Annotated in this window: 29 protein-coding genes and 3 tRNA genes; 30 read left to right on the plus strand and 2 right to left on the minus strand. The window is 27.6% G+C overall.

Features of this window, described 5'->3' with window-relative positions; all coding sequences use genetic code 11:
* Positions 1-2: 2 nt before the first annotated feature.
* From HV819_RS03250 to HV819_RS03260, 3 genes are read left to right on the plus strand one after another with little or no spacing between them, the layout of a single operon-like run.
* A complete protein-coding gene (locus HV819_RS03250; RefSeq protein ID WP_154539068.1) occupies positions 3-3407 on the plus strand; it encodes a penicillin-binding transpeptidase domain-containing protein in 3405 nt (1134 codons plus the stop codon).
* Entirely contained in the window at positions 3407-4030 is a 624-nt protein-coding gene (locus tag HV819_RS03255) for a hypothetical protein (RefSeq protein WP_154539066.1), read from the plus strand. Before HV819_RS03250 ends, HV819_RS03255 begins: the two co-directional genes overlap by 1 nt.
* Positions 4027-4956 (plus strand): ribonuclease E/G, encoded by a 930-nt coding sequence (locus HV819_RS03260; protein WP_154539064.1) that lies wholly within the window; start codon positions 4027-4029, stop codon positions 4954-4956. The genes HV819_RS03255 and HV819_RS03260 overlap by 4 nt, the downstream gene beginning before the upstream one ends.
* On the opposite strand, the gene HV819_RS03265 is transcribed toward HV819_RS03260, so the two are convergent.
* Both HV819_RS03265 and HV819_RS03270 read right to left on the minus strand, forming a co-directional pair.
* On the minus strand, positions 4949-5218 hold the full coding sequence (locus HV819_RS03265) for a GIY-YIG nuclease family protein (protein ID WP_154539062.1): 270 nt from the start codon (positions 5216-5218) through the stop codon (positions 4949-4951). The two genes, HV819_RS03260 and HV819_RS03265, sit on opposite strands and share 8 nt — an antisense overlap.
* Positions 5215-5811 carry a regulatory protein RecX gene (locus HV819_RS03270; protein WP_154539060.1) on the minus strand — a complete coding sequence of 199 codons (597 nt, stop codon included), beginning with the start codon at positions 5809-5811 and terminating at the stop codon, positions 5215-5217. The genes HV819_RS03265 and HV819_RS03270 overlap by 4 nt, the downstream gene beginning before the upstream one ends.
* Before the next feature lie 329 nt (positions 5812-6140).
* Here HV819_RS03270 and HV819_RS03275 point away from each other — a divergent pair.
* From HV819_RS03275 to rsmB, 27 genes are all read left to right on the plus strand, one after another.
* Positions 6141-6217: transfer RNA gene (locus HV819_RS03275), tRNA-His, on the plus strand.
* Between the two features lie 3 nt (positions 6218-6220).
* A tRNA-Leu gene (locus tag HV819_RS03280) sits at positions 6221-6306 on the plus strand.
* A gap of 407 nt (positions 6307-6713) precedes the next feature.
* Positions 6714-7781, plus strand: coding sequence for a phage minor capsid protein (locus HV819_RS03285; RefSeq protein WP_328700338.1), 1068 nt, complete (start codon positions 6714-6716; stop codon positions 7779-7781).
* Entirely contained in the window at positions 7747-7980 is a 234-nt protein-coding gene (locus tag HV819_RS03290; protein ID WP_176269496.1) for a hypothetical protein, read from the plus strand. Before HV819_RS03285 ends, HV819_RS03290 begins: the two co-directional genes overlap by 35 nt.
* A 47-nt stretch (positions 7981-8027) precedes the next feature.
* Positions 8028-8219: a hypothetical protein gene (locus tag HV819_RS03295; RefSeq protein ID WP_154539054.1), complete on the plus strand. Its 192-nt coding sequence runs from the start codon at positions 8028-8030 to the stop codon at positions 8217-8219.
* Positions 8220-8305: 86 nt separating this feature from the next.
* Positions 8306-8382: transfer RNA gene (locus HV819_RS03300), tRNA-Trp, on the plus strand.
* An 81-nt stretch (positions 8383-8463) separates the two neighbouring features.
* Positions 8464-9030: a phage scaffolding protein gene (locus HV819_RS03305; RefSeq protein ID WP_176269497.1), complete on the plus strand. Its 567-nt coding sequence runs from the start codon at positions 8464-8466 to the stop codon at positions 9028-9030.
* Between the two features lie 10 nt (positions 9031-9040).
* Positions 9041-9349 (plus strand): hypothetical protein, encoded by a 309-nt coding sequence (locus tag HV819_RS03310; RefSeq protein ID WP_176269498.1) that lies wholly within the window; start codon positions 9041-9043, stop codon positions 9347-9349.
* Positions 9350-9544: 195 nt separating this feature from the next.
* The gene (gene pyrH / locus HV819_RS03315) at positions 9545-10258 is read left to right on the plus strand and encodes a UMP kinase (RefSeq protein WP_154539050.1); all 714 of its coding nucleotides are present in this window, start codon (positions 9545-9547) and stop codon (positions 10256-10258) included.
* On the plus strand, positions 10258-10815 hold the full coding sequence (frr, locus tag HV819_RS03320) for a ribosome recycling factor (RefSeq protein WP_176269499.1): 558 nt from the start codon (positions 10258-10260) through the stop codon (positions 10813-10815). Before pyrH ends, frr begins: the two co-directional genes overlap by 1 nt.
* A complete protein-coding gene (locus tag HV819_RS03325) occupies positions 10816-11913 on the plus strand; it encodes a type II secretion system F family protein (RefSeq protein ID WP_176269500.1) in 1098 nt (365 codons plus the stop codon).
* An 11-nt stretch (positions 11914-11924) separates the two neighbouring features.
* A complete protein-coding gene (locus tag HV819_RS03330; RefSeq protein ID WP_216629204.1) occupies positions 11925-12290 on the plus strand; it encodes a prepilin-type N-terminal cleavage/methylation domain-containing protein in 366 nt (121 codons plus the stop codon).
* Entirely contained in the window at positions 12287-12988 is a 702-nt protein-coding gene (locus tag HV819_RS03335; protein WP_176269501.1) for a prepilin peptidase, read from the plus strand. Before HV819_RS03330 ends, HV819_RS03335 begins: the two co-directional genes overlap by 4 nt.
* Before the next feature lie 8 nt (positions 12989-12996).
* Complete coding sequence (locus tag HV819_RS03340; RefSeq protein WP_176269502.1) at positions 12997-13413, plus strand: pilus assembly FimT family protein; 417 nt, start codon at positions 12997-12999, stop codon at positions 13411-13413.
* Complete coding sequence (gene comGE, locus HV819_RS03345) at positions 13406-13720, plus strand: competence type IV pilus minor pilin ComGE (RefSeq protein ID WP_176269503.1); 315 nt, start codon at positions 13406-13408, stop codon at positions 13718-13720. Before HV819_RS03340 ends, comGE begins: the two co-directional genes overlap by 8 nt.
* Positions 13717-14193: a prepilin-type N-terminal cleavage/methylation domain-containing protein gene (locus HV819_RS03350; RefSeq protein ID WP_176269504.1), complete on the plus strand. Its 477-nt coding sequence runs from the start codon at positions 13717-13719 to the stop codon at positions 14191-14193. The genes comGE and HV819_RS03350 overlap by 4 nt, the downstream gene beginning before the upstream one ends.
* Positions 14183-15070 carry a hypothetical protein gene (locus HV819_RS03355; RefSeq protein ID WP_176269505.1) on the plus strand — a complete coding sequence of 296 codons (888 nt, stop codon included), beginning with the start codon at positions 14183-14185 and terminating at the stop codon, positions 15068-15070. Before HV819_RS03350 ends, HV819_RS03355 begins: the two co-directional genes overlap by 11 nt.
* Before the next feature lie 19 nt (positions 15071-15089).
* Positions 15090-16277: an acetate kinase gene (locus HV819_RS03360; RefSeq protein ID WP_154539032.1), complete on the plus strand. Its 1188-nt coding sequence runs from the start codon at positions 15090-15092 to the stop codon at positions 16275-16277.
* 69 nt (positions 16278-16346) lie between these two features.
* Positions 16347-16526 carry a 50S ribosomal protein L32 gene (gene rpmF / locus HV819_RS03365; protein ID WP_154539030.1) on the plus strand — a complete coding sequence of 60 codons (180 nt, stop codon included), beginning with the start codon at positions 16347-16349 and terminating at the stop codon, positions 16524-16526.
* A gap of 49 nt (positions 16527-16575) precedes the next feature.
* Positions 16576-17550, plus strand: a complete 975-nt coding sequence (gene plsX, locus HV819_RS03370) for a phosphate acyltransferase PlsX (protein ID WP_154539028.1) — start codon at positions 16576-16578, stop codon at positions 17548-17550.
* Positions 17547-17771, plus strand: a complete 225-nt coding sequence (locus tag HV819_RS03375) for a phosphopantetheine-binding protein (RefSeq protein ID WP_154539026.1) — start codon at positions 17547-17549, stop codon at positions 17769-17771. The genes plsX and HV819_RS03375 overlap by 4 nt, the downstream gene beginning before the upstream one ends.
* On the plus strand, positions 17771-18487 hold the full coding sequence (gene rnc / locus HV819_RS03380) for a ribonuclease III (protein ID WP_154539024.1): 717 nt from the start codon (positions 17771-17773) through the stop codon (positions 18485-18487). The genes HV819_RS03375 and rnc overlap by 1 nt, the downstream gene beginning before the upstream one ends.
* Entirely contained in the window at positions 18480-19556 is a 1077-nt protein-coding gene (locus tag HV819_RS03385; protein ID WP_176269506.1) for an elongator complex protein 3, read from the plus strand. The genes rnc and HV819_RS03385 overlap by 8 nt, the downstream gene beginning before the upstream one ends.
* Positions 19553-23068: a chromosome segregation protein SMC gene (smc, locus tag HV819_RS11550; RefSeq protein ID WP_176269537.1), complete on the plus strand. Its 3516-nt coding sequence runs from the start codon at positions 19553-19555 to the stop codon at positions 23066-23068. Before HV819_RS03385 ends, smc begins: the two co-directional genes overlap by 4 nt.
* A gap of 41 nt (positions 23069-23109) precedes the next feature.
* Positions 23110-23574 carry a peptide deformylase gene (def, locus tag HV819_RS03395; protein WP_176269507.1) on the plus strand — a complete coding sequence of 155 codons (465 nt, stop codon included), beginning with the start codon at positions 23110-23112 and terminating at the stop codon, positions 23572-23574.
* A complete protein-coding gene (gene fmt, locus HV819_RS03400) occupies positions 23564-24508 on the plus strand; it encodes a methionyl-tRNA formyltransferase (RefSeq protein ID WP_229771199.1) in 945 nt (314 codons plus the stop codon). The genes def and fmt overlap by 11 nt, the downstream gene beginning before the upstream one ends.
* Before the next feature lies 1 nt (position 24509).
* Positions 24510-25790: a 16S rRNA (cytosine(967)-C(5))-methyltransferase RsmB gene (gene rsmB, locus HV819_RS03405; RefSeq protein WP_176269508.1), complete on the plus strand. Its 1281-nt coding sequence runs from the start codon at positions 24510-24512 to the stop codon at positions 25788-25790.
* The last annotated feature ends 2 nt before the right edge of the window (positions 25791-25792 follow it).

The following is a 25792-nucleotide window of genomic DNA, read 5'->3' on the forward strand; positions in this document are numbered from 1 at the left end:
TTTTGAAAAAACAAAAAGAAAATAGGCTAACCTTGGTTCAAGTAATATTTGGCTTCTTATTTATTGCAATAGCTATAAAATTATTTTCTTTAATGGTAAGACAAGGAGACTATTACAGAGATTTATCTGACAATAGAAAGGTACAAGAAGTTGATGAGATAGCTAGTAGAGGAGATATCCTTGATAGAAATGGTAATGTTTTGGCTACAACTGTACCTTCTTTTGTAGTTCAACTTTATAAAGATCAATTAACAAACTTAAAAGATGAAGATAGGATAAAGGCTATTAATTCTTTGGTTAATATTTTAGAAGAAGCAGGAGTTAATTATCAAAACGAATTTGATATTAGATTAAATTCTTTCCAATATGAGAAAAAAGATGATTATTTCAATGAAGATAAGTCTCCAGAAGATAAGATTGTAGATATAATTGTTGATAATAATTTAATGAGAGAAATTGTAACTTCAAATTCAAATGAAAATGGAATACAATATGATACTATGAAAACAGCTTTGCTTGCTTTGAAAAAAAGAGGGATAGATATACCCTTATTAGTAAGTAATGATGAAAATGGTCTTAACTTAAAATATAAGGATAATGCTGAGAGTAAATTAAAGTCTATAGGACATAGTATTAATGATGATCCCGTTAGTGTAGTGGTTGAATCAATTGGAGATGATAAATCTGTAATTAAAAATATTTTAGAAAATAATCAAGCTAGAATATTAGCTTATAATATAATTAAAAAACAAGGTCTAAATTCAAATATTATTTTAAAAGACTATGCTATAAGTGCAGACGAAAAATTCATACAAAAAAAAGCAAGCCTTAATAATATTTATCCTAGTATTGATTTAAATTCTAAGGCAAGTGATGATTTTTATGAAATAGTTAAAAAGTCATCTGTCAAAGAGTTTCTAAAATCTGCAAGTATAAATGAAAAAGATGGGTCTTATATGATACCAGCCAATGAACTTATAGAAAAATTGGAAAATAAAGGGATTTATGCAAATTTTACAACAGAAGTAAAAACTGAAACAAAAGATGATAAAAATATTTATTCTGTAGACATCAAATTTAAAAATTCCCAAGCAGGTGATCCTGTAGAAGAGCTTGCTGTACTTGCTGATAAAAATAATCTTTTAAAACCTGTTATTTTAGATAAAAATTATAAGTATTTAGCTCAAAATGCCAATACTCTAAATAATGTCTATCCTTCAATTGATATATCAGAAGATGACATCAAGGATTGGGATTATACCTTTAATATTGATAAAAAGGACTTTTTTGAATATTATGCTACAAAAGATAAGCTTCATGACAAGGATACTGTAATAAAAACTCTTAGTAAGTCAGATAGTGCTAAGGAAATTCTTGATTATATTAAACTTATATCAGGAATAGAAAATGATAACGATTATGAATCTATAGGTGTGCTTACTATTGATAATCTAATAAATAGGCAAGGATCTTTTGGTTTTAGGCCTATAAATTTGGTTTATAATCTAGATGAAGCTACAGTATTAAGAATAGAAGAGAATATAGATAAGGCAAAGGGAATAAGTGTTGCAACAATTCCTATAAGGTCTTATCCTAATAGAAATTTAGCAAGTCATATCCTAGGTTACATGGGGCCTATTGCAACAGATAATGAAGTTAAAAAATATGTTAATGAAAAATCTTATCTAAGAGATGAAATTATAGGTAAGACTGGAGTTGAGGAATCATATCAAGATAGCTTAAGGGGAAAAAATGGTAAATCAGTAGTGACTGTAGATTCATCTGGTAATAGAATTGAAACTTTATCAAAAACTGATTCAGAACCAGGCAATGATGTATATCTTTCAATTGATGCTAATTTGCAAGCACAAGCAGAAAATTCTCTAAAGGATGTACTGGCTGCTCTTAGACAAGGTAAATCATATAGTTCAGAATATGGAAATTTCACTCCTTTAAGATCAGCTCCTAATGCAACAAGTGGAGCAGTTGTAGTAAGTAATGTTAAAACAGGAGAGGTTCTCGCTATGGCTTCCTACCCAAGTTATGATCCAAACTTATTTGCGACAGGAATATCTGCGACTGATTGGGAAAGCCTACAAGTTCCTGATGATGCTAGTGTACTTGAGGCAAGGCCGATGATGAATATAGCAAGTCAAACAGCAGTAATGCCAGGTTCAACCTTTAAACTTGTAACAAGTTTAGCAGCACTTGAAAAAGGACTTGATCCACAAAAAACAAATTTGTGTAATGGTTTTATGGACATTGGTAATAAAAGATTTTCATGCTTAATTTGGTCAGAAACAGGTGGTACTCATGGTGAAGAGACCTTATATGGCGCTATAAGAGATTCATGCAACTATTATTTCTATTGTTTAGCTTTGGGAGAAAATCCAGCAACTGGAAACTCCTTGGGCATAAAGTTAGAGTTAAATGATATAAGAAAAGCAGCCGAGATGTTAGGACTTAACAATATTACTGGTATTGAGATAAATATACCCCAAGAAAGTAAGGGTAATATTCCATCAACCGATAAAAAACTTGAAGTAACAAAAGCAATGATGAAAAAATATCTTGATGGAAATCTTAAAAAATATATTAAGGAAAACACTAAAAAAACTCAGGCAGATTTAGATACAGATATTGATACAATACTTAAGCTTGCTGAAAATCCAAATTCTTTAGATAGAAATGGACTTATAAAAATGATAGATGAGATGGGATATGAACCTATAGAAATAAAAGAAGGGGATAGTGCAGGTCTAGTAGATACCTTAAAATATACTTATTTAAATCAAGCACAATGGGATATTACTGATATGTTAAATATAGTTATAGGTCAAGGTCAAAACTCCTACACTCCACTTCAAATGAACAGAGTGATATCTACTTTATCAAATGGTGGATATTTAAATAAATATACACTAATAGATAAAGTAACTAAGCATAACTCTAAGGATGTCTTATTTGAAAATCAAACTGAAAACAAAAAGATTGATATAAAAGATTCAAAATATTTAGAAGATATTAAATATGGTACTTTATTAGTATCTCAAAATAATCCAATCCTTAAAACAATTCCACTGGATATAGGTACAAAGACAGGTACGGCTGAAGTAGAAGGAAAAAATGCAGATGGAACTTTGTATGATCCTTATGCATGGATGGTTGGATTTGCTCCATATGATGATCCGGAAATAGCTGTATCTATGGTTTTAACCCAAGGAGATACTTCCTATAATTGTGCTCCTATAATGAGAGATATAATATGCAAATATTTTGATATTAAAATAAATCCAGAAGACCAAAAAATAAATAATCTAAAAAATGAACAAGAGCAAGGAATAAATCCAGCTGATAGACTTGGCGAGATTAATCAAGTAGATGAACATGAACATGGAGATGAATAATGCAAATATATTTAATTGAAGGTAAGCTAGAATATAGGCTTCCTTTTATGAATAATTTATCAAAGGATTTGTCTAAAGATAAAAGATGTCTATTAATATCATTTAAGAGAAATACTAGTCTGAATTTAGAAGATATTTACGACATGGAAGGAATGATTACATATGATATATGTGATCATTTCTTAAACTATGTTAGTTTAGAAAATGTGATTAACAAAGCAGATAAAAATATAGATTTTATAATAGCTCCTCTATTAGAGGATAAGTATGAAATAAAAAAGGATGATATAAATAAATTAATTGAGGACTTATCTTGCTATGATTATTTGATTTTTGATAACTTAGCTAAGAATATGATTGAAAATAAAAAAACCATAACGATAGTCAGCGATGAGGATATAAATAAGAAAATAGATGCAGATTATTTTTTTATCGAAGCAGAGGATGGCTTTGATGAGAGAATAGTGAGAAATGAAATCCTTGAAAAATCTTCTAAATTTTTAGGTGTAAAAAGAAAAAATGAAGACTATATAGATATTATTAACAATCTTAAGGATGACAAAAAAGCTGATATTGAGAAGCTTAGCTTTATAGAAAAAATAAAAATGAAATTTAAAAAATGACAGATTATATATTTATAGATGACAAAAATAAGGCCTTTGGTAAGGTAGTAGAAGATAAGCTTTATGAATTGAATTTTTACAATCCTGAACTATATAATATATACAGGGCTAGAGTTGTTGGAAAAATAGATTCCATAAATGCTTATTTTTTATTATATGATAAAGATAAAAGGGGCTTTTTAAAAACAAAAAAAAGCTTTAAAATTGGAGATTCTATTATCGTACAATTAGTAAAAGAAGGATTTGATGATAAACTTCCAACTATGAGTGCAAATTTCAGGATAGAAAATGAAGAATATTATCTATATAGATTTAAAAATAAAGGCTATCCTAAGTTAAAAAAGAACAGAATTTATAATAAGAAGTCATACAATGATTTGATAAATCTTAGAGATAAGATTATAAGAGAAGAAAACTTTACACCTAGTCCAAAGTTAATATTATCTCAAAATGAATTAGACTTCTATATTGAAGAAAATAAAGAATTAGAATTAGCTAAGGTGGATATAGTAAATGATAAATTATTTAAAGAGTCTTTAAAAAGTGTAAGAAAAGATAAGCTATATAGAGGCAATCTATCAATTATAATAAATGAGTTAGAAACTCTTACAGTAATAGATGTAAATTCATCAAAGAAAAATTCTACTCTTAATGAAAGCGACTTTTTCTATCAGATAAATAAATCCATACTCGAGTTTATTTTTTATAATATAAAATTAAGAAATATAGGAGGTATGGTTATTATAGATTTTTTAAGATCTAGTAGAAATGATAATTTAATTAATTTAGTTAAAGAAACAATTGTTAAATTCTTTGAAAATTATGAAATATTTGGATTTACTAAGATGGGTTTATTTGAATTAAGTATTGAAAGGAAAGGAGAAAGACTTAAAGATAAATTAAAAAAAAGGGGCTACCTCAAATAGCTCCATTTTTATTTTGGAAATTTCTTACTATGTTTTCCTTATATTCCTTTTTTAAATTTTTTAATTTAATTTCAAGCTTTAAAGCTTCACTTTTACTATTTATCTCTTTAAAAAAAACCAACTTACAGGGTCTACGACTTCTTGTATATTTAGCTCCTAATCCGCTATTATGTTTATTTAACCTATCATCAATGTTTTTACACCATCCAGTATAAAGACTGTTATCAGAGCATCTTAACATATAGACATATCCATAAGTCATTGGTATAAGTCCTCTAAAACATTCTTAATAATATCATAAGAAAATGCCCTATTAGCTAAAAACCTAAATACTTTATCCTTATCATGACCTAGGTCAAACCTTTTTTGAGCTAAAAAATTAGCCTTTTCGTATTCATCCTTATAAGTAATTTTATCCAGATATTTATCAATTAACTTATCATCTATATGCTTAGCCTTTAACCTAAACCTGATTTTAGCCTTAGACCAAGATGAAATTTTTGACTTATCATTAACAAAGCTTCTTACATAGTAATCATCATCTATAAAATTAAAGGATTTTAAGAATTTAATAACCTTACTAATGTTATCATCTGAAAATCCCTTTCTATACATTTTATTTCTTAAATCAAAGCTAGTATTGTTAGAATATGAAATTTGTTTTAAGGCATAAGATTTACATCTATTATAGTCATTTTCATTTAAAATTTTCTTATAAAGATTAAAATCAACTTCATCACCAATGTTTATATCTAAATTATTATAAAACTCATAAGATAAATAAAAAATTTCGTTTGATATTGTAAGTTTTATAATATTTTCTTTTTCTGAGTAATCTATATTTTCTAAAATCATAAAGACTCAACAGCATTCATAACTATAGGAATTATCATAGATAGGGCTATAACAATAGCGAAAATTTTTAAGATAAGTTTACTTTTTGACTTTTTTTTCATGAAATCACCTCAATTTCTAGTCAATCCTAAAAATATTTTACTATAAGAGTTCTTTTTTGTAAAACTATAAGTTTTTAAAAAAACTTGCATTAACCATTAAAACGTGGTATTATAATCAAGTCAGAAGAGACAACTTAGAGTAAATATGAAAAATAAAAAGAATATTTTTAAATTTATTTGACAAGTAGCTTGATTGGATGTATACTTATATAGTAAGTTATTTACTTGGTGGGTATGGTCCAGTTGGTTAAGACACCTGGTTGTGGCCCAGGAGATCGAGAGTTCGAATCTCTCTACTCACCCCATATGCGGGATTGGCGGAATTGGCAGACGCGCTAGACTTAGGATCTAGTGAGATTTTCTCGTGAAGGTTCAACTCCTTTATCCCGCACCAATATTTAAAAGAAGCGTTAGTATTTTAACGCTTCTTTTTTTGTTGTGGTTAATGAGTGGGAAATGGATTGTTTATCCCACTTTTTTATTTGATTTTTTGTGATTCTTTAAAATATATTACTCTAAATATTAGATTTAGGAGTATGTGTGCCTTAAAATTAGTAAAACCTATTAATTTTTGCAAAGCTTTGCCATCTACATTATTATTATGTACAAAAATTATAAAGGTTTAATTAAAAGAATAAGATATCTTTTTCTTAATATCAGCTTTCTTAAAATCTGGATAATACATTTTTTATTAAAAGTATTTTCTCTAATATTTCTATTTTCAAAAACACTTCTCTAAAAAAATATATTTTAAGTTTTTTTCGTCAAATATATAATTTAAGTATAAAGTCTACAAATTATATCAATAGTGGACGTAATTATACATTAGAATCAGCAAGTAAGATGATTGTAAGAACTACTTTAAATCAAATGACGGGCGAGATATCTATGGATAATGCTAAGGATATGGGGCAAGATTTGATGGAGATATCGGCTCATGCTGGAGCTAGACCAAGCCATGCGGTATGGCAAGGGCAAGTTGTGTCTATATCGGGTGAGAATAGTAAGTATTTAAGTTTAGATGACATTGGATATGGAGAAGTTACTGGATTTATGGGTGCAAATTGCAGGCATAATTGGTATCCGTTCTTTGAGGGGATATCAGAAAAAGAGTGGACTAAAGAAATGCTTGACGATATAGATCCAGAGCCTTTTGAGTTTGATGGAAAGGAATATACTTATTATGAAGCAACCCAAAAGCAAAGACAGATTGAAAGAACTATAAGAAAATATAAGCATAGGGTTATGATGTATGAAAGGATTGGAGATGATGAAAGTAGACTGATAGCTCAGGTAAGGTTACAAAGGCAAAGGCAGTTATATAAAGATTTTAATAAGGCTGGAAAACTTCGCCCTGCCAGTGTAAATACCAGCGTTTATGGGTATAATAGAAGTAAGGCAAGTAAGGAAGTTTGGGCTACTAAAAAAGCACAAAAGAAAGCTAATGAACTTTATAATTTAGGTTCTAATAAGATTAACTTAGATATTTATTTAAAAGATGAAAAACTAAGAAAAGCTATTAGAAATGATTACAACCTTAATATAAATCAAGGAAGACAAGACAAGCATATTCAAGGCACAAATAATTATAATCAAGAATTGGCAAAAGGCATACACAAAAGCTACTTACTAGACGACGTAAATCCACAAGATTTGGTTGATAAGTATGCTGGGACTGGAGATTTACTTAGAGTTAAAAAAGTAGGAAAATGGATTAATAAAGAATTCATTGAAGCAGATGAAGATATAGGATATTGGATAAATAGTAAAAATGATGATGAAGTAATCACAAATAGATTTTCAATATCTTATAGCAAGGAAAAAGGAGTTCACATTGTACCAGCAAAACCAAAACATTATAGGAGATGATTCTATGACATTAATAGACATGATGTATAATTCTGAAGGTAAAAATATAAAAGTATTTTTCAAGGATGGATCAGTGGAAGAGTTGTATTGTGAAGAATACATACAAGCAGAAGATGAATGGGACGAACCAATGCTTTTCTACGGGGGCAATGGTGTAATTCTCCAATCACAAATAGAAAAAATAGAAATATTAGATTAAAAGCACACTAATGAAAGTTGGATGTGCTTTTTTTAAGGGGAGTAATTATGGAAAGTGAAAATTGTAATGGTAATGGTATAGGTTTTTTCGGTTTATTAACCTTGTTGTTTATATTTTTAAAACTCACTAATCATATTAACTGGTCGTGGATTTGGGTGTTGTCGCCCTTATGGATAAGTTTATTAATTGGGATAACATTTATAGTAATAGCTTTAATAATAAATAAAAAAATAATCTAAAATAATCGTGCGATAATCGTGAGTTATTACGTTTAGAGGTAGTCATAGCCTAGTAATAATCATGAGTTAATCGTGCGATTTTTTTTGGAGCTTTAGTTTAATCAGGAAAAACACCAGACTCCAAATCTGGAAGATAAAGGTTCAAATCCTTTAAGCTTCGCCATGGTCAAAGCAGACCTAAAATGCAAAAAAACAAATATCTAAGTCAGAGCAACGACTTAAAAAGCTTAAAAGGAGATGTTTTATGAAGACGGAAGAGTTAAAAGAGATAGGTTTAAATGATGAACAGATAGCGGCAGTTTTTAAGTTAAGAGGAAAAGAAGTTGAAGATTATAACCAACTTAAAAATAACTTTGAAACTTTAAAAACTGAAAATGAAAATTTTAAAAATCAAGTTGCAAGTGCAAATGAGCAGATAGAAGCCTTTAAAGATATGGATATTGAATCAATTAAGGCAAGTGCTGAAGAATATAAAAACAAGTATGAACAGGCACAAATCAAAGCTAAAGAGGATATGGACAATATAACTTTAAATAATGCTATAGATTTAGGCTTGGTTAATGCTGGTAGTAGAAACTTAAAGGCAGCTAAGGCTTTACTTGATATTGATAGTCTAAAGGATTCTAAAAACTTAAATGATGATTTAAAGGCACAAATTGATGGGCTAAAAGAAAGTGATTCATACCTATTTAAAATTGAGGAAGAACCAAAGCAAAGAAGCATGGGTAAGTCTGGATCTATAGGAGAAAAGGAATTAAAAGATATGACTTATGAGGAAATGCTTGAAGCTAACAAGAAAGGTATTTTATAGGAGGATTTAGATGCCTAAATTATTTGATAAGACATATTTTAATGCAGAAGTATTTGAAAAATACGTTGATACAATCGAAAGAGAAAGAACTAATTCAATAAATAGAAAAAACATTACAGTACTGGTCAAATATTTTAATAAAATGGGCTGTTGCAAAATTATGAATTCTAAAGTTGAATCATTACAAGTTACTTTTAGACAATTTGAGTATAGCCTGTCGGCTTATAGAGTCCAAATTGTCGTGGAGGAGTTTGTAATAATTTTAGAACGATTAATTTATTCTGCAATAGTCCATCGTACTATAGACAAAATATATTAAAATTTTAAGGATTTATCTGATTTATCCATAGGCTGAGTCAAGTGAAAGCTTGACTATTTTTTATAAAGATTTTATTTTTCTGATTTGGGTAGATATACATATAGTAAACTATCTAATAAAATTTTAAAACTTATAACTTATAACTTTATGAAAATTTCAAAATAGGATATAATTTTACTAATAGGAGGAAAAGTTTTGCGCAATATTAAAAGAGTAGTTTTAAAATTAAGTGGAGAAGCGCTTGCCAAAGACAAAGGATTTGGATTTGATGATGCTACAATAGACAATATTTGTAACAATATCAAAAAAACCAAAGAAATGGGTCTTGAAATAGCCATAGTTGTAGGCGGAGGAAACTTCTGGAGAGGTAGAAGTGGTAGAAATGTTGAAAGAGCTACTAGTGATACTATAGGTATGTTAGGAACAGTTATGAATGGTCTTAGAGTTCAAGATGCACTTGAGAAAATGAATCTTGAAACAAGACTAATGACAGCTATAAATATGCAAGAAGTAGCGGAACCATATATAAGAAGAAGAGCAGCAAGGCATCTTGAAAAAGGGAGAGTCGTTATTTTTGCAGCTGGTACTGGACTTCCATATTTTTCAACAGACACTACAGCTTCTTTAAGAGCTCTAGAAATTGGTGCAGATGTAATACTTTTAGGAAAGAAAGGTACTGATGGTATTTATGATAAAGACCCTAATAAGTATGACGATGCAAAAAAATATGATAGGTTAACCTACAGTGAAATTTTACAAAAGAGATTACAAATTATGGACTCCACTGCGACAAGTTTATGCATGGACAATAATATGCCGATTTTAGTTTTTGGTATAGATGATCCAAGTAATTTAGTTAAGATAGTTGAAGGAAAAGAAATAGGAACAATTGTAAAGGAGAGTTTTTGATGTACGAGAAGATTATTAAGGATACAGAATCTCAAATGAAAAGGGCGGTAGAATCATTCGAAATTAGAATTTCCAAAATTAGAGCAGGTAGAGCCAATGACTCAATATTAGATGGGATTACATTTTCATATTATGGAACCCAAACACCAATCAATCAAGCCGCAACAATTTCTACACCAGAACCAAGATTGTTAGTTATTAAGCCTTGGGATAGGTCAAATATTAAAGAGATTGAAAAAGCTATTAATAAATCAGATATAGGAATCAATCCTCAAAATGATGGTGAAGTAATTAGGCTTCCTTTTCCATCTCTTACTGAAGAAAGAAGAAAAGAATTGACAAAGCAAGTATCAGAATATTCTGAAGATAGCAAAATCCAAATTAGAAATATAAGAAGGGATAATATGGATGTTGTAAAAAAAGCAGAAAAAACTGGGGATCTTACAGAAGATGATAGATATTCTATAGAAGAAGAAATTCAAAACATTACTGAAAAATATATTGATAATATAGATATAATAGTAGATAAGAAAAATAAAGAATTATTAGAAGTATAATTGAATAATATTAACTTAAAAAAGCTCAAGGAATTTTTTAATAAAGATATTGGAAATATTAAAATTAACTCCAATATCTTAGCTTTATTTTTAAAGCAACTCGCCTTATTGCTTGATTCATCAATATCGCTTTATGATAGTTTAGAAATAATAATTAGTCAAGGACTTGATAAGAAGCTTAATAAGTCTTTGACTAATATAAAGGCAAAACTTAATGAAGGATACCAGGCTTATGATGCCTTTAAATTTGAAGAAAAAGCCATGGGACCTTTAATTATAGCTTTTATAAAAAGTGGTGATGAAAGTGGAAACCTTTCTTATATATTAGATGAATTATCAAAATATTTAACCGAAGACAGCAAAAATAAAAGTCAGATTAAACAGGCTTTTATATATCCAGTAATACTTTTGTTAGTGACATTTATAGTTATTATTATAATGACTACAAAAGTTTTGCCCACATTTATATCGGTATTCGAAAATAGTCATAATGAGCTTCCACTGGCTACAAGATTTCTTTTGTCAATATCTGAGTTTATGACAAAGAATGGACTAAATATATTATTAATATTAATAGTATTATGTTTATTTTTAATATATTTAATGAGTAAGAAAGAATATAGAATAAAAATAGATAGTATTTTATTTAAATCTTTTCTATTTAAAAAATTTAGGATGCTTAATGTAGAATACCAAATCACTTCTCTGCTTTATATATTAAAAAGAGGTGATATTTCTATAATTGATTGTATGGATATAATAAAAGATTCTTTTAAAAATAAATATATTAAAGCTAAGTTTGAAAATATCAAAAGCAGCCTAAGGCATGGTTTGTCCTTATCAGATGCAATTAGTAAAGAAAATATATTTTCAAATCTTATGATTTCTATGGTGAAAATTGGAGAAGATAGTGGTAATATGTCAAGATCTTTGGAAAAGGCATCATCTTATTATGCCAATGAATATATTTTTAGGCTAAAAAGAATTTCTGCCCTCGCTGAACCTGTTCTTATACTTATAATGGCAACGATTGTAGCATTTGTTGTATTTTCTGTAGCAATACCGATGTTTGACTCGGTAAATAATATAGATTTCTAAGGAGGATAGTTATGAAAAAGATAAGAAAGAGAAATGGTTTTACCTTAATTGAGCTTGTAATAGTGATAGCAATCATAGCAATACTTGCAGCCATTGCTATACCTAGATATCAAAAGTCTAAAGATCAGGCAGCTATAACTGCTCATAATTCAAATGTATCTATGCTTAAGACAGCTGGGTTGGTTAAGCTAAATGAAATGAATGGCGTTGGCGAAGAAGTTACTTGGACAAAGGGACAACATGAAAAAGCTTATGTAGATAAGTGGCCTGAACTTCCAAGATTTGAGAATGATAATTTTGATAATAAGGTAACATATACTGTAACTATAGATCCTAAAAATGAAACGGTTACTGTAGATCCAGATGAAGTCAAATGATATACTGGATATTTGTATTTTTTCTGGGAACCATATTTGGTTCCTTTTCTCATTTATTAGTAGATAGGAATATTAGACAAATAAGTATAATATATCCAAGAAGTCATTGTCCAAACTGTAAGCATAAGATTTCTAACATTGATCTTATACCATTAATTTCTTTTATAATGCTTAGGGGAAAGTGTAGAAATTGCAACTATAAGATAAGCTTAACTTATCCCTTATTTGAATTGTTAGGGGCTGTTCTTTCAGTACTGGTCTTTAGATATGGAATTACTATTCAGAGCATTATTATTTTTTTTAGTTTGATTCTTTGCTTAGTAATATCAGCAATCGATATCAAAAGCTTATATATAGATATGGTATATATTTACATATTAATGTTTTTAGGACTCATTTATAGGTTTTTTTACCTATCTTTTAATATAGGATTTCTAAAAATTGCATTGATATTCTCCTTTATTTTCTTATTTATATATATTATTTCAAAAAGAAATATTGGAGATGGTGACTATTTTTTCTATCTAAGTTTATTTTTATTTATAAAGAATGAAAATATTGTAGAATTTTTATTTTATTCTATTTGGATAGGAGCTTTTTTTGCTATAATAATGGCTATTAAAAGAAAGTCTACTAAAATAATGATTGCTTTTTGTCCATATATATTTTTGTCTTATCTTTACATTATAAATATATGAGGTGGGTTATGAAAAAAAGAGGATTTAGCCTTGTAGAGTTGATTATAGTTCTAGCAATAATCTCTGTATTATCAAGTGTTTTTATTATTAGAAGCGGTATCTATAGAAATATAAAAGAAAAAAATGAAGCTAAAACCCTATTTGCAGATCTTAATTATTGTAGGGAAAAGGCGCTTTCTAGTGGTCACATCTATAGCTTTAAAGCTGTTGATGATACATATACTATAAAAAATATTACTGATATTAATAATAATGATGATAAATATGTAAAGTTTAGGTATTTAAGGGCAAATAAGACATACAAACTAAAATTTAGGTCGAATGGTGTTGTAGTTAATGCTCAGACTATTTATTTTAGTTCAGATAAGAGAAGATATGGATATATAATTTCTCCAATAGCAGGAAGGATAAGAATGAATGAATAAAAAACTTAAGGCTTTTACTTTGGTTGAAGTAATAATTGGTCTATTTTTAATTTCAGTAATTGCAATATATCTTCTACCTTCCCTATATTCTGTATATAATGATTCAGATAAAATAAAAAGTGATTCAAGGTTAATTTTTGCTATGCAAGAAGTACTAGAATTATATAAGGAAAATGATGAAGGCACATATATAGAAAATTGTAATGGTTTTGACATAAATGTTGAGATAAGTGAATATAATTATAAGTTAAAACATATAAAAGTTTATAAAAATAAATATGTTCTTGACTTGGTGGTAGAAAAATGAAAAAACGTGGATTTACTTTATTAGAACTAATATTGGTTTTATTTATAAGTTCTATATTGATTTTATTGATAAACAATTTAATCTTTGTAAATTTCAAATTAAGCAATAGAAGTTTTTATCAAGAAATGGACTACAAGAATTCTACTAATTGCATGCTTTATATAGAAAATCTTATAAGAAGTTCTAAAGAAATAGAAGAAAATAATTCTAAATCAAATTTTATTCTTTACGTTCAAAATGAAGAATCACTATCCACTTATAGGTTTGAACAAAATGGCAATAATCTTTATGCATATATAAGAAATACTGATTCTAGAAAAAATAGGGAGGTAGCTGTTCCTATAGGTATTTGCAAAAATTCCAATATTGTTTATGATAAAAAAAGGCAAGGATTTGATATAAGTATTGATTTTATAGAAGAAGAATCGACTTCTTTTTATAAAACTTTTATAGGAAAAACTTATGAAAAATAAGGCATTTATAAGTATATATGTATTAATAATTCTTAGCATTATATCCATAAGTCTAAGTTTCATTTACAGGCAAAGTTTGAATAACCAAGATTTAAATGAAGATATTTACAATAAGAAAAAAATAATTTATAAACTTGAATCTTTAAATAATATAGCTCTAAGTAATGATGAGAGGCTTACTGAGTTTTTAGAAAAAATTAACGAGAACAAAGCTAGTAGACAAAAATTTTCTTATAAGATTGATTATATGGGAGAAGAAGAGAAATTATTAATATCGAAAATATCTGATAATAATTTTTTAATGGAAAAAGATATTTCATATAAAAAGGTAAGAGCGGAAAGTAAAGTTTTCTTGGAATTATATGATAAGTACCAACTATACAATGAAGATAAGATAATTCTTAATGACAAATTTGATGAATTTTTTAAAAATTTAAAATTCAAAGAATATGAATTTAAAGAATATGAAAAACTTGTTTTAGACGGGGACTTAGATTCAAAGATAAAAGTTACAAATGAGCTTATAATTAAAAATGATAGAAAAAATTCAATAGTAGAAGCTAAATCAAGCGAAAATAATGATAATAAGAGTCTAGATGATTTTAATGATAAATCAAAGACAGCTTGTAAAATAAGTGGTATACTTATAATTGATGGAAATTTAATATTAGAAAAGGATTTAGAAATTAATGGATTACTTATTATAAGTGGTGATATAAAATCGATAAATGATTGCAATTTAAGCTTAAACGGACAAATTATTGCAAAAAATGATTTTGATATAGACTATAATTATGATAAAAGCAGGTCATATGATTTCATAAAAGATATTTACAATCCTAAGATTCTAAAAGTTAAATCAAAAGAAGTATATTAAAGTATTTATGGAGGATGAAATGAAAATATTAGTAATTAACTGTGGTTCTTCATCACTTAAGTATCAATTATTTGATATGGATAATGAAGAAGTTCTTGTAAAGGGTCTTGTAGAAAGAATAGGAATTGATGGATCAAGACTTAAGCAAGAAAAAGGTGAAGATGAATTTATAATTGAAGAAGACATGAAAGACCATACCCAAGCTGTAAAACATGTATTTGATGCTTTAACAGATGAGGATAATGGTGTTATATCAAATCTTTCTGAAATTGATGCAGTAGGACACAGATTCGTACACGGTGGTGAAAAAATTACAAGCTCTGTGCTAATAGATGATGAGGTTAAAAAAGCAGTTAAAGAATATTCTAAATTCGCACCATTACACAATCCAGCAAATATGATGGGACTTGAAGCTTGTGAAAAACTTCTTCCAAATGTTAAAAATGTTGCAGTATTTGATACAGCATTCCACCAATCAATGCCAGAAGAAAATTTCCTTTATGGAATTGATTATAAATACTATGAAGAACAATCAATTAGAAAATATGGTTTCCATGGAACAAGCCATGACTTTATAACTCAAAAAACAGCTGAACTTCTAGGAAAAGATCAAAGTGAACTTAATATGATTTCATGTCATTTAGGAAATGGTTCAAGTATATGTGCAGTTAAAGATGGTAGGTCATATGATACAAGTATGGGACTTACACCTCTTGAAGGTCTTGTAATGGGAACAAGAAGTGGTGATTTAGATCCAGCTGTAGTAACATTTTTAATGGATGAATATGGATATGATACTAAGAAAATAGATAATGTATTAAACAAAGAATCTGGGGTATTGGGAGTTTCTGGAGTATCTTCAGACTTTAGAGATTTAGAAGATGCAGCTAATAATGGAAACAAGAGAGCTGAGATAGCACTTAAAATGTTTGCAAATAGAGCCAAAAGATATATAGCAGGATACATGGCAGAAGTTGGAAATGTTGAAGCTATAGTATTTACTGGAGGAATTGGCGAAAATTCAATCACTATGAGAGAAGATATAATGAATGGATTTGAACAATTTGGTATAAAGATTGACTCTGAAAAGAATAATGTTCGTGGAGGAGCTCACCTAATATCTACAGATGATTCTAGAGTAAAAGTATTTGTTGTTGCAACTAATGAAGAATTAATGATAGCTAGAGATACTAAAAGACTAGTTTAACTTGACAATTTTAAAATTAGCTTATATAATATTTAAGATTGCTAAAACTCATAGCTAGGAGGTGTTAGAATGGCAGTACCTAAGAGAAGAACATCAAAAACAAGAAAAAATAAAAGAAGAGCTTCAGCTTACAGATTAAACAAAGCATCTTTTGTAGAGTGTCCAAATTGTAATGAACCAATGTTACCACATAGAGTTTGTCCAAGCTGTGGTTATCATAAAGGCAAAGAAGTTCTTGAGTTAGATTAAGATAGTGGTAACACTATCTTTTTTTTAAATTTTAAAAAAAGAGGAAATTATGAAAATTATAGTAGATACTTATGGAGCTGATGATGGCATCGAAATACCTATAGAGGGTACTATAGAAGCCTTGAAAGAAAAAGATTTTATACCAGTCTTTGTTGGAGATAAAGAGGAAATTGAAAATATAATTTCACAAAGAATAGATATCTATGAAATTATAGATGCAAAAGATAGAATAGATAACAATGAAGATCCAGTAAGAGCTATAAGAAAAAAGAAAGACTCAAGCCTAGTAAAGGGATTTGAAAAATTAAATGAAGATAATTATAGTGGTCTTATTTCGGCAGGATCAACTGGAGGACTTTTAGCAAGTGGCTTATTTATTTCTGGAAGAATAGAAGGAGTAAAAAGAGCCTGTATAGCAACAAGTTTACCAACTTTTGAAAATAAAACACTTTTATTAGATACTGGAGCAAATATGGACTGTAAGGCAGAGTTTTTAAGAGACTTTGCAATTATGGGAAGTGTATTTGCAAAAAATGTACTTCATATAGACAATCCAACAGTTTCTTTATTAAATGTGGGAGTGGAAGAGCATAAGGGAAATAAAGTAAGCAAGGAAACTTATGCACTATTAAAAGATACAGACCTTAATTTTAAAGGCAATATCGAAGCAAGAGACCTTTTTACTGGAAAAACTAATATAGTAATAGCTGATGGATTTGATGGTAATATTGCTATAAAAACTGCAGAAGGTATAATTAGCCTGCTTAGTAAGGAAATTAAAAATTCAATATATAAATCATTGAAAACTAAAATTGGTGGAGCACTTTTAAAGGATAGTTTAAAAGAAAATTTATCAAAGTATAATACGGATGATATAGGTGGAGCACCACTTTTGGGTATAAATCAATATGTCTATAAGGCACATGGAAATTCTAATAAAAAGGCTTTTAAGTCAGCAATTCTTGGACTTATAGACTATATAAATACAAATACAATTGAAAAAATAAGAGGAGAATTAAAATGATTAGAGACGAATTAATAGAATTAGTATTAGAAAATTTAGATATTGACAGGGATGATATTGATTTTGACAAAAATATATCTGATTATGACATAGATTCAATAGATATGCTTGATTTTATAATGGCAGTAGAAGATAAGTATGATATTGAATTTTCTGATGATGAACTAGATGAGATAGAAAAATTCTCAGATGTAGTATCTTTAATTGAAAGCAAAAATTAATGAATTTATCAAAAGAAAGACTTGAAAAAATAAAAAAATTTGAAGAAAGTATAGGTTACACATTTAAGGATAAAAATCTTATAGATGTGGCCTTTACACATTCTTCATATATAAATGAAACAAAAGAAGAAAATAAGCTTTCTAATGAGAGACTAGAATTTCTTGGGGACTCAGTTCTTGATTTAATTGTAAGCGAAGAGCTTTATAAAAATCATAAAAATTACCCTGAAGGTAAGCTTACAAAAATCAGATCGAGAATTGTTTGTACTTCGTCATTTTCGAAAGCAAGTGAAAAATTCAACTTATCTGATTACTTATTATTTGGAAAAGGTGAAATTAATCATCAAGGAAAAAATAAGAAGTCTGTTAAGGCAGATACTTTTGAAGCATTTTGTGCAGCACTTTATCTAGATGCAGGTTATGATTATCTTAAAAATTTTTTACTTAAAAATTATTTAGGAACTGTTAAGAAACTTTTAAATGATGACCTTCTTTTTATAGACTATAAAACTAAACTACAAGAATATTTTAATAAGACTTCAAAAATTATATTGAAATATAAGCTTGTAAAGGAAGAAGGACCAGAGCATGACAAGACTTTTTATATGGAAGTTTATGCGAAAAATAAAAAGCTAAGTCAAGGCTTTGGAAAAAATAAAAAAGAAGCTGAGCAAATGGCTGCAAAGAAAGCATACAAGAAGTTAACAAATGTCTAAAAAAGAATATATTATTCCAATCTTTATACCTTTTTTAGGATGTCCACATGATTGTGCATTCTGTAATCAAGTTAAGATTACAAATTATAAGGATTCAATAAATACAGAAAATACAATTAAACAAATTGAAAGCTACCTATCTTATTTTCCCAAAAATGATAATTTAAAGGAGATAGCATTTTTTGGCGGATCTTTTACAGGGCTAGACACAACTCTTATGATTTCTTATCTTAAAATAGCACTAGACTACAAAAAGAAGGGAATTATTGATAGAATCAGATTATCGACCCGACCTGATTATATAAATAATTCTATTCTTGATATATTAAAAAAATATCAAGTAGATATAATTGAGCTAGGTATCCAGTCATTGGATGATGAAATTCTAGAAGCAAATGAGAGAGGGCATACAAGTCTGGATTCTCTTAATGCATCAAAACTTATAAAAGAATATGGTTTTATCCTAGGTCATCAAATTATGCCAGGGCTTTTTAAGGATTCTTATGAAAAATCTATAGAAACAGCTATAAAGTCTGTGAAAATGGAACCTGATATGGTTAGAATCTATCCTACGCTTGTAATAAAAGATACTAAACTCGAGAGCTTATATAATGAAGGTTCATTTGAAGCTTTAAGCCTTGGTGATGCTATAAGAGTTTCATCTGAAATATATATGATTTATTTCTATAAAAATATTAATATAATTAGGGTAGGTCTTCAACCTACTGATAATATAAACAAAGGTAAGGACGTGGTTGCAGGTCCTTTTCATGCTGCTTTTAGGCAATTGGTAGAATCTTTCATTAATAGGATTTATTTAGAAAAATTAATAAGAGACTATAATTTAAAAGAGTCCATAAAAATCAATATAAATCCTCGAGAAATTTCCATAATAGCAGGAAATAAAGCTTCAAATAAGAAATACTTTTATGATAAATATGGAATAAAGCTTAATTTCAAAGAAAGTGATAAGTCATATATATCTTATAAAAATGTAAATATAACATATGATATAGGTAAATTTATAAAAAATTATGTGGAGAAAACTTACGGTGGTGAATTAGTATAAAACTTGAAAGCGTTGAATTAAAAGGATTTAAGTCTTTTGCTAAAAGGACTAAAATAAAATTTGATAATCAAATTACTGCAATAGTTGGTCCGAATGGATCAGGAAAATCCAATATAGCAGATGCTGTAAAATGGGTGCTTGGAGAACAATCTGCGAAATCACTCAGGGGAAAGAACATGAATGATGTAATCTTTCAAGGAAGTGATGATAAGAATCCAATGAATATGGCGGAAGTGAATCTGTCTTTTGAAAATAAAGATAGGAAACTAGATAGCAACTATGATCTTATAAAAGTATCAAGAAGAATATATAGAAATGGAGATAATGAATATAGATTAAATGGAAAAAGAGTAAGGCTTAAGGATATAAAGGAACTATTTTTAGATACAGGTATTGGAAAAGAAGGATATTCTGTAATAGGTCAGGGGAGGATAGATGAAATTTTAAATTCATCTAGCCAAGAAAGACGAAATATATTTGAAGAGGCAAGTGGAATTGCAACCCACAAGTATAGAAGAGAAGAATCACTTAAAAAACTAAGTAAGGTAGATGAAGATCTTGAAGTTATCCAAAGGGAATGGGAATATAAGAAAAAAGATAATGAAAGATTAGAAGATGAAGCTAAAAATTTTGATAAGCATAAAGAAATAGTTGATAAGTTAGATTCTCTATCTCTAATATATTTAAAGTCTAAATCAAAAGGATTAAATGACAAGAAGAAAAGTTTATATAAAAAGCTAGACGAGATAAATCTTAAAAAAGAAGAAAAAACTGCCTATTTTAATAAGGTAAAAAAAGCTCTTGAACCTATAGCTAAAGAGTTGAATGAATTAGAAGAATTAAATGATTCTATGGAAAATGAATCTCAAAATCTCGAAAAAAAGATTGTAGATTTTAATAATCAAATTAAACTAGATTTTCAAAAGTTAGATTATAATCAAAAAGATTTAGATAGAAATACAAAAGATAAGGAAAATTATAAAAATAAATTAGAAGATACTCAAAATACACTTGAAATTGAAAATAAAAAATTAGAAAAAACTAAACAAGATATTAAAAATATGCTTAGTCTTAAAAGCAAAAAAGATAAAGAGAAGTCGAATATAATAATAGATCTTGATGGAAATAAGAAAAACTTAAAGAATATTTCCAAAGAAATATCTATTCTTGAAAAAAATGTATATGATTATGATTTAAATCAGAAAACTAAGTCTATTTTAAAAAAACAAAGAGAAGAAGAAAACCAAAGAATAAAAGAAAGACTTAAGAATTTAGAAAAAGATATTGAAAAAATATCTTCTTATAGTGAAATTCTAAGAAACAAATATCAAGATTTAAATGATAAGAAAGAAGAAAGCGAAAATAAACTCAGTGATATTTCAAAAAAAATTAATGAAAATTCCAATGAGATAGAAAGATTAAAAAATCTTATTAATCAAAATAATATCTCTAGTAAAGAAGAAATTTCAAACTATAAGATTCAAAAATCTCTTTTAGAAAAACATGAAGGGTATTTTTATTCTGTTTCTGATTTTTTAAACAAAAGTAAGGGAACCAAAATAGAAGACTTATATATTGATACTTTAGCAAACCTAATAACGGTTAAAGAAGGATATGAGAATATAATAGAAAATCTTATAGGACAAGGTCTACAAAATATTATAACAAGGACTAAGATAGAAACTAGGGAAATAATTAATTTTGTAAATAAAAATAAACTAGGAAGGCTTACATTTTTACCTATTGACTCTATTAAACAAAGTAGAAAACCAAAAGTTAATGAAGACGAAGTAATAGCTATGGCATATGAGCTAGTAAGATATGACCCAAAACTTGAACATATTGTTAACCATTTTTTATATAATACAGTAGTTGTCAAAAATATAGATGATGCAATTAGTTTATCTAATAAGATAAAAGGGTATAGAATAATTTCGTTAAATCTTGATCTCATAAATACTTGGGGTTCAATGGTTGCAGGCGTCAATAAATCCAGAAGAAGTAATACTGCTATACTTAATAGAAATAAGAAAATAAGTGATATAAGAAATAGTATTTTAAAATTAAGAGAAGATAAAAAAGACTTATCAAAAAAAATTACTATAGAAGAGAATAAGTTTAATGATAAAATTAAAGAAAAAAACAAGATTAGTCAGTATCTAGATGAGTTAAAAATGTCTATGGATAAGCTTAATAGAGAAATTGATAAGTCAAACTATGAATTAGAAAGTAATAGAAAAAGAATTAATGAATTAAATGAATCACTTAAATTAGAAGATTTAAAAGAAGATGACTCAAACATTGATATTTATAAGAAAAATTTAGAAAATCTAAAAAAAAATAGAGAATCTTTAGAAAAGGTAATTGAAAATCTTACAACCACTTTGAATGATTTATCTAATAATATATTTAAACTAGAAAATAATATTGAAATAAATAAAAGGGATTTAAATATATATGTTAATAATATAAGAGATAAAGAAAGTGAAATTCAAAATTTACAAGATTCTATATCTTATTCTAATAAATTTGAACAGTCTATAAAAAAAGATATAAAAAAATTAGAAGATACAATTGAAAAAATAAGACTTAAGATTGAATATTCAAACAAAAGAAAAATTGAATTAAAAGATAAAGTTAAAGCTATACAAAATAACATCGAGGATAAGAAACTCAAAAATTCTAAACTTATTATCGAAGCAAAAGAAATTGAGAAACTATTAAATGATCTTTCCATGCAGAGTGTGAAGATAAATTATAGTCTAGAGTCTATATCTAAGGACTATAAAAATTTGGAAGATGAAATTAGACCTTTTATATCTGAATCAATTGAGCTCCTAAAAGATAAGAAAATCTTTGATGATAAAATTTCTGTTAAAAAAGAAGATATATTAAAATTACAAAAAGACCTATCAAAAGTAGGATTTTTCGATGAAAACTCTAAAGAATCTTATAAAATATCAAAAGATGAATTTGATTTTCTAGATAAACAAAAAACTGATTTGGAAGAGTCAAAAAAAGATATAGAAGAAATGATAAAAAAACTTGAAGTAGAGATGAAAAAAGAATTCATTAAAAATTTCAATATAATAGATGATAAATTTCAAAGAATATTTAAAGAATTGTTTATGGGAGGAAAGGCGAAACTTAGCCTTGACTCAGATGATTTCTTAAATGCAGGAATAGAAATAAGTGCATGCCCACCAAATAAAACTACAAAGTCACTTTCACTTTTATCAGGAGGAGAAAAGTCTTTGACAGCAGTAGCTTTATTGTTTGCAATATTTGAAACAAATCCAGCACCATTTTCACTATTAGATGAAATTGATGCAGCAATGGATGAATCTAATATAAAAAGGTATATAAATTATCTAAAGTCTTTATCAGATAAAACACAGTTCATAATGATAACCCATAGACAAACCACTATGCAATTAGCTGATAAAATCCATGGTGTAACTATAGAAGATAACGGAATTTCAAAGATATATTCTATTGATTTTGATAATTGAAGCTAAATTCTATTAAAGTAAAGTATTTAAAGGAGGCTTATATGGCAATTAGAAATATAAGACAAGTTGGAGATCCAATTTTAAGAAAAAAATCAAAAGAAATTAAAGAAGTTACAGATAAAATAAGAGTTTTACTTGATGACATGGCTGATACAATGTATCAAGCCGATGGTGTGGGACTTGCAGCACCACAAGTAGGTCTTTTAAAAAGAGTTATAATAGTAGATGTTAGAGATGAGGATGGTTTAATCAAGCTAATTAATCCCGAAATAATAGAAGCTGATGGCGAACAAATTGGAGTAGAAGGTTGTCTTTCTGTACCTAATTTTAATGCAAATGTAAAAAGACCAGCACATGTTATAGTAAAATATTTAAATGAAGATGGAAAAGAAAAACAGATAGAAGCAGAGGGACTTAAGGCAGTCTGTTTATGTCATGAGATTGATCATTTAAATGGCAAACTTTTTATTGATGATTATGAAGAGGAAGTCAAAGATGTACAATAGAAAAATAAATATATGTTTTATGGGAAGTCCAAAGTTTGCTCTAAAAACTTTGGATGTTCTTTATAATAATGAAAATATAAACGTAGATTTAGTTGTTAGTGGTAAAGATAAAAAAAGAAATAGAAATAAATTTAGACCAACACTTGTTAAACAATATGCCCTTGATAAAGGAGTTGATGTCTTAACTCCTGATTCTGTAAACACTGATGAATTTCTAAAAGAACTTACAGATAGAAAAATTGATTTTATAGTTGTAGTTGCCTTCGGGCAACTTATAGGAGAAAAGCTACTAGATAAATTTGAAAATAAGATTATAAACCTTCATCCTTCATCTCTACCAAAATATAGAGGAGCTAGTCCAATCCAATATACCCTCTTAAATGGTGAGAAAATAACGCATGCTACAGCAATGCTTATAGAAAAGGGGATGGATAGTGGAGATATATTAAATCAAAAAGAATATGAAATAAAAGAGGAAGATGATTTTATAAGTTTAAGTGAAAAGATGTCGGATCTTGGGAGTAAGGCGATTCTTGAAGCTGTTCTTAACTATGAAGAAAAGTTTGCCAAAAGAATAAAGCAAGATGACACTAAGGCAACTTTCACAAAAAAGATTGATAAGAAAATGGGTAAAATCGATTGGAATGGAAATAAGCAAGATATAGTAAATAAAGTTAGAGCATTTGTAGAATTTCCTAAGGCATATTTTAATTATAAGGGTGAAAATATAAAGATTCTTAAAGCTAAGGCGATAGTTAAAGAAGACTCTAAACCATCTTTTGTATATGAGGCTAATAAAAATGACTTGATAGAGATAGGATGCAAAGATGGGGCTATAAAAGTAGAAATTATACAATTTCCGGGAAAAAAAGCTATGGATGTAAAATCTTTTTTATTGGGAAATGACTTTGAAAAGGGAATATACATAGATTAGTATGGATGACTTTAAGTTGATAATAGATGGACTTTATGAAGTTTTTTACGAAAACAAAAAGTCTACAGATATTTTAAATAAAATAGCAAGCAAGAGAGAGGATATTTCATATATAACAAGAAGTATATACGGAGTTATTGAAAGAAAACTCTATCTTGACTATATTATTAGTAAATTATCGAAGATAAAAATAAAAAAATTAGATAAAAAAGTCCTTCTAATTCTCGAAGTAGGTATATATAATATTCATTTTTTAGATAGGAAAAACTATGCTATTGTAAATGAATTAGTAAATGTTACCAAAAAAGAATCTAATAAATCAAAAGGTTTTGTAAATGCTATTTTAAGATCTTTTATAAGAGATGAAGAAAATTTATCTAAGATAAATATAAAAAATGAATACGAGTACTTATCTATAAAATATTCTTGTCCAATTTGGATAATCGAATATCTAAACCTATCCTATGATGAAGATTTTACAAAAAAATTTCTTTTATCATTAAATGATAAAAGATTCATATCTATAAGAGTAAATAACAAAAAAATAAGCAAAGATGATTTGAAGAAAATTCTAATAAAGAGGGGATATAAGGTTTCAGATTCAAAAATTTCCAAATTGTCTTTAAGAATTACAAATCCAAGTAAACTTGCAAGTACAAATGAATTTAAAGCAGGTCTTTTTACTATCCAATCTGAAGCATCCATCAAAGTATGTGAAGAACTTAATCCTAAAGAAAGATCAAATATTCTTGATCTATGTGCAGCACCTGGGACAAAGACTTCTCTTATAGGAGAATTAGTAAATAATAATGCAAATATTTTTGCAAATGATATTTCTTTTAATAAACTATCAAAAATTAATGAAAATATAGAGAGATTAAACCTTAAAAATATTGAAATTACAAATTTTGATGCAAGTGAATATATAGCTGAATATAAAGAAAAGTTTGATTATGTTCTTTGTGACCTACCTTGTTCAGGACTTGGTGTTATGGATAGAAAACCTGAGATAAGATATAATAGAGATATGGATGGAGTGAAAAAACTAGCAAGTCTTCAAAAAAGAATATTAGATAGGGCATTTATGTATTTAAAAAAAGGAGGAATTCTTCTTTATTCTACTTGTACTCTGGGTATGTATGAAAATTTAGACAACTATATTTATCTTACAAAAAAGAAAAGACTAAAAAATATAGCAATAGATGATAAACCATATATTGAATACACTCCATTTGAAGATAATACAGACGGATTTTTTATGACGAAATTTGAAAAGATATAATT

This window comes from Anaerococcus faecalis (genome assembly GCF_013371425.1).
Classification (GTDB): Bacteria; Bacillota; Clostridia; order Tissierellales; family Peptoniphilaceae; genus Anaerococcus; species Anaerococcus porci.